The 13834-nt window shown below is 36.6% G+C and carries 14 protein-coding genes; all 14 read left to right on the top strand.

Going from position 1 to position 13834, the window contains the following annotated elements; translation table 11 throughout:
- The first annotated feature begins 27 nt into the window (after nucleotides 1-27).
- The 14 genes from LK994_RS00810 (at nucleotide 28) to LK994_RS00745 (ending at nucleotide 13706) form a co-directional block, all read left to right on the top strand.
- The gene (locus LK994_RS00810; protein ID WP_229760978.1) at nucleotides 28-1095 is read left to right on the top strand and encodes a 2Fe-2S iron-sulfur cluster-binding protein; all 1068 of its coding nucleotides are present in this window, start codon (nucleotides 28-30) and stop codon (nucleotides 1093-1095) included.
- Nucleotides 1096-1113: 18 nt separating this feature from the next.
- Complete coding sequence (gene nuoH / locus LK994_RS00805) at nucleotides 1114-2178, top strand: NADH-quinone oxidoreductase subunit NuoH (RefSeq protein ID WP_229760977.1); 1065 nt, start codon at nucleotides 1114-1116, stop codon at nucleotides 2176-2178.
- Nucleotides 2179-2229: 51 nt separating this feature from the next.
- The gene (locus LK994_RS00800; RefSeq protein WP_229760976.1) at nucleotides 2230-2775 is read left to right on the top strand and encodes a NuoI/complex I 23 kDa subunit family protein; all 546 of its coding nucleotides are present in this window, start codon (nucleotides 2230-2232) and stop codon (nucleotides 2773-2775) included.
- 34 nt (nucleotides 2776-2809) lie between these two features.
- Entirely contained in the window at nucleotides 2810-3325 is a 516-nt protein-coding gene (locus LK994_RS00795) for an NADH-quinone oxidoreductase subunit J family protein (RefSeq protein WP_229760975.1), read from the top strand.
- Between the two features lies 1 nt (nucleotide 3326).
- Nucleotides 3327-3857 carry a hypothetical protein gene (locus tag LK994_RS00790; RefSeq protein WP_229760974.1) on the top strand — a complete coding sequence of 177 codons (531 nt, stop codon included), beginning with the start codon at nucleotides 3327-3329 and terminating at the stop codon, nucleotides 3855-3857.
- Between the two features lie 8 nt (nucleotides 3858-3865).
- Nucleotides 3866-4195: an NADH-quinone oxidoreductase subunit NuoK gene (nuoK, locus tag LK994_RS00785; RefSeq protein ID WP_229760973.1), complete on the top strand. Its 330-nt coding sequence runs from the start codon at nucleotides 3866-3868 to the stop codon at nucleotides 4193-4195.
- Between the two features lie 84 nt (nucleotides 4196-4279).
- Nucleotides 4280-6184, top strand: a complete 1905-nt coding sequence (gene nuoL / locus LK994_RS00780) for an NADH-quinone oxidoreductase subunit L (RefSeq protein ID WP_229760972.1) — start codon at nucleotides 4280-4282, stop codon at nucleotides 6182-6184.
- Between the two features lie 6 nt (nucleotides 6185-6190).
- Entirely contained in the window at nucleotides 6191-7669 is a 1479-nt protein-coding gene (locus LK994_RS00775) for a complex I subunit 4 family protein (RefSeq protein WP_229760971.1), read from the top strand.
- A 37-nt stretch (nucleotides 7670-7706) separates the two neighbouring features.
- A complete protein-coding gene (locus tag LK994_RS00770; protein WP_229760970.1) occupies nucleotides 7707-9098 on the top strand; it encodes an NADH-quinone oxidoreductase subunit N in 1392 nt (463 codons plus the stop codon).
- Nucleotides 9099-9178: 80 nt separating this feature from the next.
- A complete protein-coding gene (locus LK994_RS00765) occupies nucleotides 9179-10462 on the top strand; it encodes an ABC transporter permease (protein WP_229760969.1) in 1284 nt (427 codons plus the stop codon).
- A gap of 214 nt (nucleotides 10463-10676) precedes the next feature.
- Nucleotides 10677-11525 (top strand): MotA/TolQ/ExbB proton channel family protein, encoded by an 849-nt coding sequence (locus tag LK994_RS00760; RefSeq protein ID WP_229760968.1) that lies wholly within the window; start codon nucleotides 10677-10679, stop codon nucleotides 11523-11525.
- A 55-nt stretch (nucleotides 11526-11580) separates the two neighbouring features.
- Nucleotides 11581-12255 (top strand): ExbD/TolR family protein, encoded by a 675-nt coding sequence (locus LK994_RS00755; protein ID WP_229760967.1) that lies wholly within the window; start codon nucleotides 11581-11583, stop codon nucleotides 12253-12255.
- Nucleotides 12256-12280: 25 nt separating this feature from the next.
- Nucleotides 12281-12832, top strand: a complete 552-nt coding sequence (locus LK994_RS00750) for an ExbD/TolR family protein (protein ID WP_229760966.1) — start codon at nucleotides 12281-12283, stop codon at nucleotides 12830-12832.
- Nucleotides 12833-12878: 46 nt separating this feature from the next.
- Nucleotides 12879-13706 carry an energy transducer TonB gene (locus LK994_RS00745; RefSeq protein WP_229760965.1) on the top strand — a complete coding sequence of 276 codons (828 nt, stop codon included), beginning with the start codon at nucleotides 12879-12881 and terminating at the stop codon, nucleotides 13704-13706.
- The last annotated feature ends 128 nt before the right edge of the window (nucleotides 13707-13834 follow it).

Genomic DNA, 13834 nt, shown 5'->3' with positions numbered 1-13834 from the left:
AATTGACAAGATTTTTAATTTATAAAAATGGCTGAAGAAGTAAAAGCACCACCGGCAAACTTTAAAGTAACGATCGATAATATCACTATCGAAGTGGCACCTGGTACAACGGTGTTGAATGCTGCAAGACAAATAGGCGGAGATGTAGCACCTCCTGCAATGTGCTACTATAGTAAGTTGCAGGGCAGTGGGGGTAAATGTCGTACTTGTTTGGTTGAAGTAGCTGCAGGTTCAACTGCTGATCCAAGACCAATGCCGAAATTAGTTCCATCATGCAGAACCAATGTGATGGATGGGATGGTGGTAAAAAATATTACCAGCGAAAGAGTAATTGATGCAAGAAACGGAGTGGTTGAATTTTTATTATTGAATCATCCGTTAGATTGTCCGATCTGTGATCAGGCAGGAGAATGTCATTTACAGGATCTGGGATATAGCCATGGTAAAGAGGGTACTCGTTACGAATTTGAAAGAAGAACATTTGAGAAAGAAGATATTGGTCCATATATTCAGTTACACATGACAAGATGTATACTTTGTTATCGTTGTACTTATGTGGCAGACCAATTAACCGATAAGAGAGTGCATGGTATTTTGGACAGAGGTGATCATGCAGAGATATCTACTTATATTTCCAAAGCAATCGATAATGATTTCAGTGGTAATATGATAGATGTATGTCCTGTAGGTGCATTAACAGATAAAACATTCAGATTTAAAAACAGGGTTTGGTTTACAAAACCAATAGATGCTCATAGAGATTGCGACAATCCTAAATGTTGTGGTAAAGCAACTTTATGGTTACGTGGTGATGATGTTTACAGAGTAACAACACGTAAAGATGAGTGGGGTGAAGTACAAAGTTATGATGGTAAGCCCGGCTGGATATGCAATACCTGTCGCTTTGATAAAAAGAAAACAAGTGATTGGGTAATTGAAGGACCGACCAAGATCAATCGTCATTCTGTGATCGCTCAGGGACATTATGAGAATGGAGTAATACCTAAAGACACAACCAAAGAAGTAATGGGGGGCAGAGCACCTAAATTATTGATGGACATCCATAGTGTAAGTGAAGTTAACCCCAATAAATAAAATTCGAACAAAAGGAACATGTTATTGAATATAGATATCGCTTTAATAATTGAAAAATTAGCACTGATTGTAATTGTGGTTATGTCTTCTTTAGTGATAGCCATGTATGCGACTTTTATGGAACGTAAAGTGGCTGCCAGTTTGCAGGATAGACGTGGACCCAACAGGGCAGGTCCTTTTGGATTGCTGCAACCATTGGCAGATGGGTTGAAATTGTTTTTTAAAGAAGAGATCATTCCTAATTTTTCTTCTAAATTTTTATTCATCCTGGGACCATGTTTGGCTATGTTAACAGCAATGATGACAGGAGCTGTCATTCCATGGGGAGATAAAGTGCACTTTTTTGATAGGGATATTTCTTTACAGATTGCAGATGTTAATATCGGTATATTATATGTTTTTGGTGTAGTAAGTATGGGTGTATACGGTATCATGATCGGTAGCTGGGCAAGTAATAATAAATACTCTTTGATGGGTGGTTTAAGAGCTGCTTCGCAAATAATCAGTTATGAGTTGGCAATGGGTATTGCATTGATCGCTTTACTGATGGTAACGGGAACGCTTAGCCTGAAAACAATGGTGGGCTATCAGGTAGATGGCTGGTGGAATATATGTAAACAACCACTCGGATTTTTGATTTTTTTAATTTGCGTTTTTGCAGAATGTAACCGTACACCGTTTGATCTGGCAGAGGCAGAAAATGAATTGATTGGTGGTTATCATACAGAGTATTCTTCTATGAAACTGGGCTTTTATCTATTTGCAGAATACATTAATATGTTTATCAGCAGTTCGGTAATGATCAGTTTGTTTTTTGGAGGATATGATATTCCTTTTGTAAACGATGCACATCTTTTAGAAAAACTGGGAACGAACTGGATGGCATTGGTGCATGCAGGTGTGTTCTTAATAAAAGCAGTCATGTTCTTGTTCTTCTTTATGTGGGTACGTTGGACGATTCCACGTTTCCGCTATGATCAATTAATGAACCTGGGTTGGAAGATTTTAATACCATTGGCATTGATAAATATGCTGATAACTGGCGGGCTGATTTTGTTACAACAAAATCACTGGCATTTTTAAACAATAAAAATATATTTGCGCAACTTTTGTGTTGCAACAAATAAAAATAATATGCAAGCATTAACTAACAGAGTAAAGCAAGTAGACCGTAAGCCAATGAGTTGGATGGAGAGGGCTTACCTGCCTGCTATTTTTAAAGGTATGATCATCACATTTGGTCATATGTTTAAAAAGAGACCGACAATCAATTACCCGGAAAAAACTCGTCCATTTAGTCCTGTTTTCAGAGGTTTACATATCCTGAACAGAGATGAAGAAGGAAGAGAAAATTGTACCGCTTGTGGTTTATGTGCAGTAGCTTGTCCGGCAGAAGCCATTACAATGGAGGCGGCAGAAAGAAAACCTGGAGAGGAGAATTTATATAGAGAAGAAAAATACGCTGCTAAATATGAGATCAACATGTTGCGTTGTATTTTTTGTGGTTTGTGTGAAGAGGCTTGTCCGAAAGATGCGATCTATTTAAGTGAAACATTTGCTCCGGCAAATTATCAACGTAAAGGATTTATTTATGGCAAAGAAGATCTGTTGATACCGCATCCGATCACAGAGAAAGAAGCGTACGAAAAAGCGAAAGGCGGAAGGGTTTCAGTAAGATAGAAAATGATTGATAATTGATAATTGATAATTGATAATGAGTGTAACAGAAATATTATTTTGGTTTTTAAGTGTACTTGCATTAGGCTCTGCTGCAATGGTGGTAGTTAGTAAAAGTCCTGTACACAGTATTTTATATTTGATCATTACTTTCTTTGCCATTTCCGGTCATTATATTTTATTGAATGCACAATTTCTGGCCATCGTAAATATCATTGTTTACGCAGGGGCCATTATGGTGTTGTTTTTATTTGTGGTGATGTTGATGAATTTGAATGCTGATTCTGAACCGCCACAAAAAAATAAATATTTATTGTTTGGAGGTACAATTGCAGGAGGTAGTTTGATAGTTGTGTTGGTAGCAGCTTTAAAACAAAGTGCTGTTAGTAATCAGTTAGCACAGATGAAAGATGGCGATGTTGGTTTGATCGCTAATTTAGGAAAAGCGTTATTTACAGATTACGTTTTCCCTTTTGAGATAAGTAGTGTATTGTTTTTGAGTGCAATGGTTGGGGCGGTAATTATATCTAAAAAAGAAAATGAAGTTATCTAGTATGAAAAAAATAATGATAATTATATTGATGACAGGATTTATGGTAAATAAGTCGTCTGCTCAATTTGATCTGAATAAAATACTTGATATAAATGATATTGTAGGTAAAGTAATGCACGTGAAAAAAGGCTTTGCTCCTAAATTTTCTCTTGGGAATGTATCAATACCTAAGATCAACAAAGTGGGTGAAATCTTCGGACTTAAAAAGAATGAGCAGGTAAATAAATTATTCAAAACTTTCAAGACCGGCAGAACAGTTTACAGGATAGCATCTTATGCCGGTGGGGCAATCGCTTTATATGGAACGATAAAAGCGGTAGACAAAGCTTCTATCGCTAAAGATTATAAAGGCGCATTGGTTGGAGGCTTAAGTACAATTGCATCCGGACTGATAACGAAGTTTTTAACGAAAGGAGCTGCATATAAGGCAACTGATGTGTTTAATGGAATTGTTACAAAAAAAATCAAAAATATCTTTTCAATACAACCAGCATCCAGTACAATGGGAATGGGGGTTTATGTAAAATTATAAATTTATTTATGCCGGTATATTATTATATAGTTCTTGCGATTGCATTATTTAGTATTGGCGTGATCGGCGTATTGACCCGCCGTAATGCCATCATTATTTTTATGTGCATCGAGTTAATGTTAAATGCAGTCAATTTATTATTGGTAGCATTTTCAAAAATGCATAACCTGGCAACAGTGGCTATTAATCCTACGGCTGCTAGCGATGCTCAGATTTTTGTTTTTTTTATAATGGTAGTGGCTGCAGCGGAAGTAACTGTTGGGCTGGCTATTATTGTAATGTTGTATAGAAACACACATTCGGTTGACGTAAATTTTTTAAACAGGTTGAAAAACTAAAAACTAAAAACTAAAAATTAAAAATTGAAAATGTGAACCAGATATGGTTTTTTCATTTTAGATTTTTCATTTTGATTTTCATGTATGAATAATGTTTTGCAAATAGTTTGGTTGATTCCAATTTTGCCGCTGATCGGATTTTTGATCAATGGGCTGGGAAGAAAGCAATTATCAAAAACGCTTACTGGCATTATAGGTAGCGGGGTAATTTTAGGCTCTTTCCTGATCAGTTTATTTGTTTTCTTTAATGTTAAAAGCGGCAATACACATGTTGCTCACTATTTTAATTTTATCAATACAGAATCGATCAAAGTCGGCTTCGATTTACAGATAGACCAATTGTCTTCTCTTTTCTTATTAATAATTACAGGCGTGGGCTTTCTTATTCATGTATACTCAACTTCTTACATGCATGAAGAAGAGAGCAAAGATTTCGCTAAATACTTTTCGTACCTGAATTTATTTGTGTTTTCAATGTTATTGTTGGTGATGGGTGGTAACTACATCATCATGTTCATTGGTTGGGAAGGTGTTGGTCTGTGTTCTTATTTATTGATCGGATTCTGGTTTACCAATAATAATTATAATGATGCTGCTAAAAAAGCATTTGTGATGAATCGAATTGGAGATCTTGGGTTTTTATTAGCCGTATTTTGGTTGATATCAAAAACAGGTACTGCAGATTATCACGAGGTATTCGCCAATGTGTCTAAATTATCAACCTTTGATATCACAGGTATCACTCTATTATTATTTGTTGGTGCTACTGGTAAGAGTGCACAGATTCCTTTGTATACCTGGTTGCCAGATGCGATGGCGGGTCCTACACCAGTGAGTGCATTGATACATGCCGCTACGATGGTTACTGCCGGTATTTACATGATAGCACGTAGTAATATCTTGTTTACAATGGCTCCTTTTACACAATGTGTAATTACTATTATAGGATTGGCTACTGCTGTATTGGCGGCAACTATTGCATTAAAACAAAATGATATTAAAAAAGTATTGGCATATTCTACCGTAAGTCAATTAGGGTATATGTTTGTAGGCTTAGGAGTAGGTGCTTATACAGGTGCGGTATTTCATGTAATGACACATGCATTTTTCAAAGCATTATTATTCCTTGGGGCCGGTAGTGTGATACATGCAATGGGAGGAGAACAGGATATGCGTAATATGGGGGGATTGAAAAAATACATGAGCATTACTCATATCACTTTCTTAATTGGCTGTATTGCTATTGCAGGGATGCCACCTTTCTCCGGGTTCTTTTCTAAAGATGAAATATTAGCAGAAGCCTTCGCCAAAAATCCTGTTTATTGGGGAGTAGGGGTGTTAACTGCATTCATGACTGCTTTTTATATGTTCCGTTTGTATGCAATGACCTTCACAGGAAAGTTCAGAGGAACACACGATCAGGAACACCATTTACACGAAAGCCCGGTAGCGATCACTATACCACTTGTAATTTTAGCGATATTGGCAATCATTGGTGGATGGGTAGGAGTGCCGGAAGCATTGATGCATGGAGGACATAGATTAGAAGCTTTTTTAGAACCGATATTTACCGGTAGTAATGCCATTGCCGCAAAACATGAATTGACTCACAGTACCGAATATACGCTGATGGCAGTTTCAGTTGTTGGTGCACTGATGGCTTTATTATATGCCTGGAACAAATTCAGTAAATACGAAAAATCGACTGCCGAAGAAACCGGGTTGGGTAAAGTACTGGAAAACAAATGGTATGTGGATGAATTATACGATGCTATTATTGTAAAACCACTTCAGTCTATTGCCGCATTCTTCAACAATGTTGTAGAGAAAAAAGGAATAGATGGTTTTGTGAATGGTGTTGGCAAAGCTGTCAATTACGGAAGCCGTCAGATACGTTTATTACAAAGCGGACAAGTAAGTGCTTACGTATTAATGATGGTTATAGGTATTTTGGTATTATTTATTATTCAATTGTTTTTTATAAAATAATTTTTAATGTTTGGTAATTATATAACTCTTCCACATTTGCTGATCTTTATACCGTTGTTAACGGGATTGGTTACTTTTTTTCTGAAAAAAGAAACTACAGCAAGATCATGGTCATTACTATCCGCTATCATTACGCTGGGTGTTTCCGTTTTAAGTTTGGTTTATGCAAATAATAGGGAATTAAGCGGTACCACTTTTAGTTATGAGTGGCTAAAATATATTGGAAGCAGTTTTGCGGTAGGGCTGGATGGTATGGGTAGATTACTTACTTTCCTTACTGCGATCGCATTTCCTTTAATTTTTGTTTCTACGTATAAAAGTAGTTACAAGAACTCCAATGCATTTTACGGATTGATGTTGTTATCTCAGGCAGGGTTAATGGGCGTGTTTATGTCAATGGATGCATTGCTGTTTTATTTCTTTTGGGAATTGGCATTAATTCCGGTTTACTTTTTATGCAGTCGATGGGGCGGAGAAAGACGCATACAGGCAACATTTAAATTTTTCATATACACATTTGCCGGCTCATTATTAATGCTGTTGGGTATCATATACACTTATCTGCATACAGCACCAACACAATTTGCTGAACATAGTTTTTCTATGAGTGCATTTTACTCGGTCGTGTTGAATGCTCATCAGCAAAACTGGTTATTCTGGTTATTTTTTATAGCCTTTGCTATCAAGATGCCGATATTTCCTTTTCATACATGGCAACCTGATACATATGAACAATCACCGACTGCTGTTACCATGGTGTTAAGCGGAATAATGGTAAAGATGGGGTTATTTGCAGTGTTGCGCTGGTTGTTACCGGTTTTCCCCCAAGCTGTGTTGAAGTTTGATAATGTAGTGATCGGCTTATCTGTTATAGGGATCATTTATGCAAGTTTGATCGCTATAAAACAGGATGACCTGAAAAGACTGGCTGCTTATTCTTCCATTGCTCATATCGGATTAATGTGCGCTGCAATTTTTACTACAAAATCTATTGGCATAGAGGGTGTAATGATACAAATGTTCAATCATGGTATCAATATCATTGGCTTGTGGATAGTGATCGAATTGATTGAAAGACAAACCGGCGTTCGTAAAATATCACAATTAAGCGGCGTTGCTCACAAAGCTCCGGTGCTCACAATTATGTTGGTGGTAATTGCATTTGCAAATATTGCTCTGCCTTTGACCAACGCTTTTGTAGGAGAGTTTATGATGTTTAACGGTCTCTTTAAATTTAATATCTGGTACACTGCTTTTGCTGGTATCAGTATCATTTTAGCAGCGGTATATACATTGAATATGATCAAAAAAGTTTTTTACGGAGATGTAAATACTGTTACTACATTAATGAAAGAAATTTCATGGAATGAAAAACTAGTATTAAGCGTAATAGTTGTAGCTGTATTTATAGTAGGAGTGTTTCCTCAACCAATGTTGGATCTGACAAAGGATACAGTAACAGCAATAATGATAAGATTTAAATAATTAAAATAAAACTATCCGTTTCAAACGGAACAAGGGCATGAATGCAATAATATTTACAGCAGCGATGGGTGTACTGATGATGTTTGGAGGAGTATTCTTCAAATCTAAAAGCACGCCTAAATATGCAGCGATAGCAGGGTTGATTTTGACATTGATCGTAAACTGTCTGGAACTTAGGTCCGGAGAATCTTTATTCGACATCAATGTGATGAATATGCTGCATTTTAATAGTTTTAACCTGACTTTTTTAACTATCATCTTTGCATGCACATTGTTGTTTTTTCTTTTGAACGGAAGAGATATTGAAAAAGTTGGCAGTAATGTGTCTGAATATTTTTCACTTATATTTTTTGTGCTTTGTGGTGTGTCTATTGCCGCTACATACAATTCTCTGTTAACATTGTTTTTGGGTATTGAAATAATGTCAATTCCATTATACATACTAACTGGTAGTGATAAACGCAATTTAAAAAGCAACGAGGCGTCGTTGAAATATTTTTTAATGGGAGCTTTCTCTACAGGTATTATGTTAATGGGTATCGCATTTATTTATGCCGGAAATCCTACAGGATCATTTTATATAGATAGTATAGCATTGGGTGTAGGTAAAATGCCTGTGATGATAGCAGTAGGGCTAGTGTTTTTACTGATCTCCATGTCATTTAAAGTATCAGCAGCACCTTTTCATTTCTGGACGCCGGATGTATATGATGGGGCTCCGACAGTATTTACCTCCTTCATGGCAACGATTATAAAAGCTGCCGGATTCATAGCATTTATTCGCTTATTTGATAATGCATTTGGTAAAGCTCACGAACAGTGGCAAACATTATTGGCGATCATTACTGCTGCAACATTAATTATTGGTAATCTTACAGCAGTATTTCAACAAAGTGTAAAACGGATGCTGGCTTACTCAAGTATCGCACAGGCAGGGTTTATGTTATTAGCTATTTTTTCGCTCAATCAGTTCGCTAAGGAAGGATTAGTTTTATATACAGCGGCATATTGCCTTGCTTCTATCGGTTTATTTGCTATCCTTATAAAAATGAATGATTATACCATTGATGGTTTTAATGGATTGGCAAAACAACAACCATTGTTGGCTATTACAGCAACTGTATTTTTATTGTCATTAACAGGTATCCCGCTTACCGCAGGGTTTCTTGGTAAATTTTATATGTTGATCGCTGCTTTGCAGGACGGACATCAAAAATGGCTGGTTGTATTAGCTGTGCTATGTGCTGCTATTAGTGCCTACTATTATTTCAGGATCATTCAGGCGATGTTCTTTAAAGAAAGCACAGAAACAGTAACGCAGGAATGGGATATTACCTCAGGGTTTAAATTGCTGCTGATAATAGTTGCCACCTCTATCATAATACTAGGATTGTATCCTTCGTTAATAACGGACTGGTTACATTATTAATTTTCAACCCTTTTACCGCTCGTAATTTTTTGTATGGCAAATGCTTTCGCATGTATACCTTTGGGTAGAATACGTTCAGCATGACCACCGTCGATACAATATCAATTTCTTATCGCACCATAAAGAGCAATAAACTTCGTACAGTCATTACTGTTATAATAATGGCATTGGGTATTATGGCTTTGATTGCAATCATTACAGCTGTGGAGGCAGTGAATCAGAGTCTTACACAAAGCTTCAGTACAATGGGAGCCAATTCTTTTAGTATCCGCTTTAGAGAACGAAATGTGCGATTTGGCGGTGACCCTAACAGAGGGATCACAAAAAAGACCACCCGTAATCTGTTAAAACAAAAAACTTCCAGCGAAGGCAAAGCTATTTCATTTGACGAGGCAAGAGAATTCAAAAAAAGATATTCTTTTCCTGCAACTGTTGGCATTGCATTGTCGGGACCTAACGGGATCATTGTCAACACCGGAGATAAGAAAACAAACCCTGATATACGTGTATTAGGCGGGGATGAAAATTATTTGCAATTAAATGGATATGAATTAGCGGCGGGAAGAAATTTCAGCAATGCAGATGTAGAGTCGGGCAGAAGTGTTTGTATAATGGGAAATGTAGTAGCTCAAAAATTGGTTGGAGAAAATATTGAAAAAGCGATCGATAAGATTGTAACGGTTGCAGGAAACAAATATCGTATCATAGGTGTAACAAAAGATAAAGGTAGTAGTGCCTTTATGAATGCTGATAAAGTAGTGATCACCACTTATAATAATATCCGCAGGATTTATGGAACCGAAGGTAAGTCATATAATATTGCTATAATGGTACCTGATCTGAAAATGATGGATGTGGCCATAGGAGAGGCAAAAGGGGCATTCCGGCCGGTTAGAAAACTGGATGTAAAAGAGGAAGATAATTTCTACATTGATAAAAGCGATAGTATAGCACAGACCCTAATGACCAATCTCGGTTTTTTAAAATATGCAACATTGGCAATTGCACTTATCACCTTAATAGGAGCTGCAATTGGATTAATGAATATCATGTTGGTGGCAGTAAATGAAAGAACAAAGGAAATAGGTTTGATCAAATCATTGGGAGGGAAAGCAGTCGAAATAAGAGCCCAGTTTTTGTGGGAATCTTTGTTAATAAGCCTGATGGGGGCTGTAGCCGGAATTTTAACAGGGATTCTATTCGGAAATATAGTTGCAATTATGTTAAAAACCGGTTTCGTTATTCCCTGGGCATGGGTGATTACAGGAGTAATAATTTGCTCTTTAGTGGGGCTTTTGGCCGGTCTTTACCCTGCTTACAAGGCATCAAAATTAGATCCGATAGTGGCACTCCGCCACGAATAGACTACTCTTTTTTAGTCAAATTCCACACATAGATCATACTTCTTTAAAAAAAACTTTTATTGGGGGATTACATTAAATTATTTTACTAACTTGTGCATCCCAATAAAAATATTTAACGATAAAATTTTATTGCGGAAATGCTTTTTTTTCTTAGCATTGTAAAATAAAATATTTTTAAAAAGAATCTAATTTCATTAATTAAAATTTGAATGTTATGGCAGCATCTGCAACTGTAAAACCAGCTAGTACAGTACAAGTAAAGAAATCGAGTAATGCAATCTCCCTTTTAGCACCAATAATTTGTGTAATAGCAGGTTATATTATCTGGAGATTCGTGTTAGGTAATCCAGCAGGATTTTCCAAACCGGGAGAAGGTTGGTTTTGGCCTTCACATGATGGCCCTAAGAATGCGCTGAACAAAATGTATTTGGGAGGAATTATCGTACCACTTCTTTTGGGTACTTTCTTAACCATGATAACTTTTGTGATCGAACGTTTTTTAACTATTCAAAAAGCTGGTGGTAGCGGAAACAATGCAGATTTTATCCGTAAAGTGCAATATCATTTGGCTAACAAAAATGTTGATGCAGCTTTGGCAGAATGCGACAAGCAAAAAGGAAGTGTAGGAAATGTAATGAAAGCAGGTTTACATCGCTACAAAGACATGATTTCTAATACAGAATTAAATACTGAACAAAAAGTATTAGCAATACAAAAAGAAGTAGAAGAAGCAACTTCGTTAGAATTGCCAATGTTGGAAAAGAACCTGGTTTTCTTATCTACAATCGCTTCAGTAGCAACTTTATTAGGGTTATTAGGTACGGTATTAGGTATGATCCGTTCATTCTCTGCTTTAGGTGAAGGAGAAGGTGGTGGTGATGCAGCCAGCAAATTATCTGTAGGTATCTCTGAGGCCTTGTATAATACAGCATTAGGTATTGGTACATCAGCTTTTGCGATTATTTTCTATAACATTTTTACTACAAAAATCGATGGTATCACTTATGGTATAGATGAAAGCGGATTTACATTAACACAAAGCTTCGCATCTCTTTACAAATAATTTGTATGGAATTTACGCAGAATTGAATCTTAATTAAGTAAACTTTTATACAATCATGGGAAGAGCTAAAATACCTCGTAAGAGTACAACGATAGATATGACGGCAATGTGTGACGTTGCCTTCCTGTTACTTTCGTTCTTCATATTGGCTACAAAACAAAAGCCGCCGGAAGCAGTAACAGTTGCTCCGCCGAGTTCTGTTTCTTCAAAAGCAGCTCCCGAAAAATCAATTTTAATTACGCTCACAAAAGAGGGGAAATGTTTTTTGATGTTGGGGGATGAAACAAAGAAAACAGAAATACTAAACGATATTAACACTACAAGAGGCTTAGGTTTGTCTGGCGCAGAAATTAGTAAACTGAAAAAATTACCTTTTATCGGAATGCCTCTTGGGCAGATCAAAGGTATACTTGCATTGGATCAAACCATACCTCCTGATAAATTATCTGGTATACCTATTGCAGATTCCGCTAACAATGAATTAGTAGACTGGATACGTAGTGTTACTAACGCTTATGCCGGTGGAGATCAAAGGGAATTAGAAGAAAAAATTCTGATCAAAGGTGACCAGATGGCTAAATACCCTGCATTTACCAACATTAAATATGCGTTGAAGAAAAACGACATATTTAAATTCAGAATTGTTACTAATGGTGAGGCTGCTCCAATTGGGTCCGAACTATATAATAACAATAAACTGGGAGTAGATGCTACCGGTGAAAAGAAATAATATCTAAGAATTTAAAATATTTTTTATGGCAGAAATGGATACTTCGTCGGGTGGCGGTCACAAGAAAGGCGGTCCCGGCGTCAAAAAACCTAAGAAATTATCTACCAGGGTGGATTTGACACCAATGGTGGATTTAGGCTTCCTGCTTATAACATTCTTTGTGTTTACTACTACAATGAGTAAGCCCACAGCAATGAATATGAACGAACCAAAAGATGATCCGGATAATCAATTAAAAGTGAAAAATTCGGGTGCAATGACAATACTTTTAGGTAAAGCAGATCAGGTGTATTATTACATGGGAGAACTTACTGCAGAAGGTGCTTCACAACAGTTCAAAAGCACTAATTATAAAGATATTCGTCAGATCATTTTGGATAAAAAGAAAGCTACTCCATTGGGAGATCTGATGTATATCATCAAAGCAGATAAAGAAGCGGTATTTAAAAATGGTATTGATATTTTGGATGAAATGAGTATCAATGCAGTGCCTCCTGGTCACTATGCAGAAGTTGATATTTCTGATACAGAAGCACAGTTGATCAAATTGACGGAAGAGGCAAATGGAATTAAATAGTTATGGATTTTAAGAATAACTGAATCTTAATAATAAAGCATTCACAATGGATATAAATAAAATTTTAAGTGCTGATATTCTTGATATTATCTTCGAGGGTAAAAATAAAGAGTACGGTGCTTATGACTTAAGAAAAACATACAACAGCCGCTTAAAAAAATCATTGATCTTAACAGCTATTTTCGCATTATTGATTTTTTTAACCAGCGTGTTTGCAAGCGTATTTAAAAAATCTGGTCCGGACAAATTAGATGTGTTGGATACGCAAATGGCAGAGATTAAAAAAGATGCGCCTCCGCCACCTCCACCACCGCCACCTCCGCCACCAAAAGCTCCACCACCACCGGAAATCAATCAGGTGAAGTTTACTCCTCCGAAAATTGTGAAGGACGAAGAGGTAAAAGAGGATGAAAAAATTCAGGAGATCAAAGAAGATCAGGTGATTAGTACAAAAACTATTGAGAGTGAAAATACTCAACAAATAGTTCAGGCTCCTGTTTCGGACGAAGGCTCTAAAGTGGTAGAAGCACCAAAACATGATGAAAATGAGATCTTTACTAAAGTAGAAAAGGATGCTGATTTTCCCGGAGGACCAGGTGCTTGGGCTAGATACTTACAAAAGAACCTGAATGCCAATACTCCAATTGATAATGGTGCACCGGAAGGAACTTACACCGTAATGTTGAACTTCGTGGTAAACCTTGATGGAAGTATTACTCAGGTTGAATGTACCAGCGATCCGGGGTATGGAATGTGCGAAGAAGCTAAAAGAGTTATTAAACGTACATCTAACTGGACTCCGGCTTTGCAAAACGGACGTAATGTAAGGGCTTACCGTAAGCAACCTATTACTTTCGTTGTTCAGGATCAATAAAAATAAAAGACTTTTAAACTGTTTTCCCTCTTCGTTTTCGGAGAGGGATTTTTTTATGCAACAATGAAGGAAATAAATAGTTGAGGCATTATGGAATATTGAATTTTACCAATCTTATTTAAAAATAT

The organism is Ferruginibacter lapsinanis (genome assembly GCF_020783315.1).
GTDB classification, from domain to species: Bacteria; Bacteroidota; Bacteroidia; order Chitinophagales; family Chitinophagaceae; genus Ferruginibacter; species Ferruginibacter lapsinanis.
Note: the sequence above shows the minus strand (reverse complement) of the source record. Positions and strands in the feature narration are given on the sequence as shown.

Coding starts and splice junctions, on each gene's coding strand:
- LK994_RS00810 (WP_229760978.1), top strand. CDS start 28: ATGGCTGAAGAAGTAAAAGCACCACCGGCAAACTTTAAAGTAACGATC.
- nuoH (WP_229760977.1), top strand. CDS start 1,114: ATGTTATTGAATATAGATATCGCTTTAATAATTGAAAAATTAGCACTG.
- LK994_RS00800 (WP_229760976.1), top strand. CDS start 2,230: ATGCAAGCATTAACTAACAGAGTAAAGCAAGTAGACCGTAAGCCAATG.
- LK994_RS00795 (WP_229760975.1), top strand. CDS start 2,810: ATGAGTGTAACAGAAATATTATTTTGGTTTTTAAGTGTACTTGCATTA.
- LK994_RS00790 (WP_229760974.1), top strand. CDS start 3,327: ATGAAAAAAATAATGATAATTATATTGATGACAGGATTTATGGTAAAT.
- nuoK (WP_229760973.1), top strand. CDS start 3,866: ATGCCGGTATATTATTATATAGTTCTTGCGATTGCATTATTTAGTATT.
- nuoL (WP_229760972.1), top strand. CDS start 4,280: ATGAATAATGTTTTGCAAATAGTTTGGTTGATTCCAATTTTGCCGCTG.
- LK994_RS00775 (WP_229760971.1), top strand. CDS start 6,191: ATGTTTGGTAATTATATAACTCTTCCACATTTGCTGATCTTTATACCG.
- LK994_RS00770 (WP_229760970.1), top strand. CDS start 7,707: ATGAATGCAATAATATTTACAGCAGCGATGGGTGTACTGATGATGTTT.
- LK994_RS00765 (WP_229760969.1), top strand. CDS start 9,179: ATGACCACCGTCGATACAATATCAATTTCTTATCGCACCATAAAGAGC.
- LK994_RS00760 (WP_229760968.1), top strand. CDS start 10,677: ATGGCAGCATCTGCAACTGTAAAACCAGCTAGTACAGTACAAGTAAAG.
- LK994_RS00755 (WP_229760967.1), top strand. CDS start 11,581: ATGGGAAGAGCTAAAATACCTCGTAAGAGTACAACGATAGATATGACG.
- LK994_RS00750 (WP_229760966.1), top strand. CDS start 12,281: ATGGCAGAAATGGATACTTCGTCGGGTGGCGGTCACAAGAAAGGCGGT.
- LK994_RS00745 (WP_229760965.1), top strand. CDS start 12,879: ATGGATATAAATAAAATTTTAAGTGCTGATATTCTTGATATTATCTTC.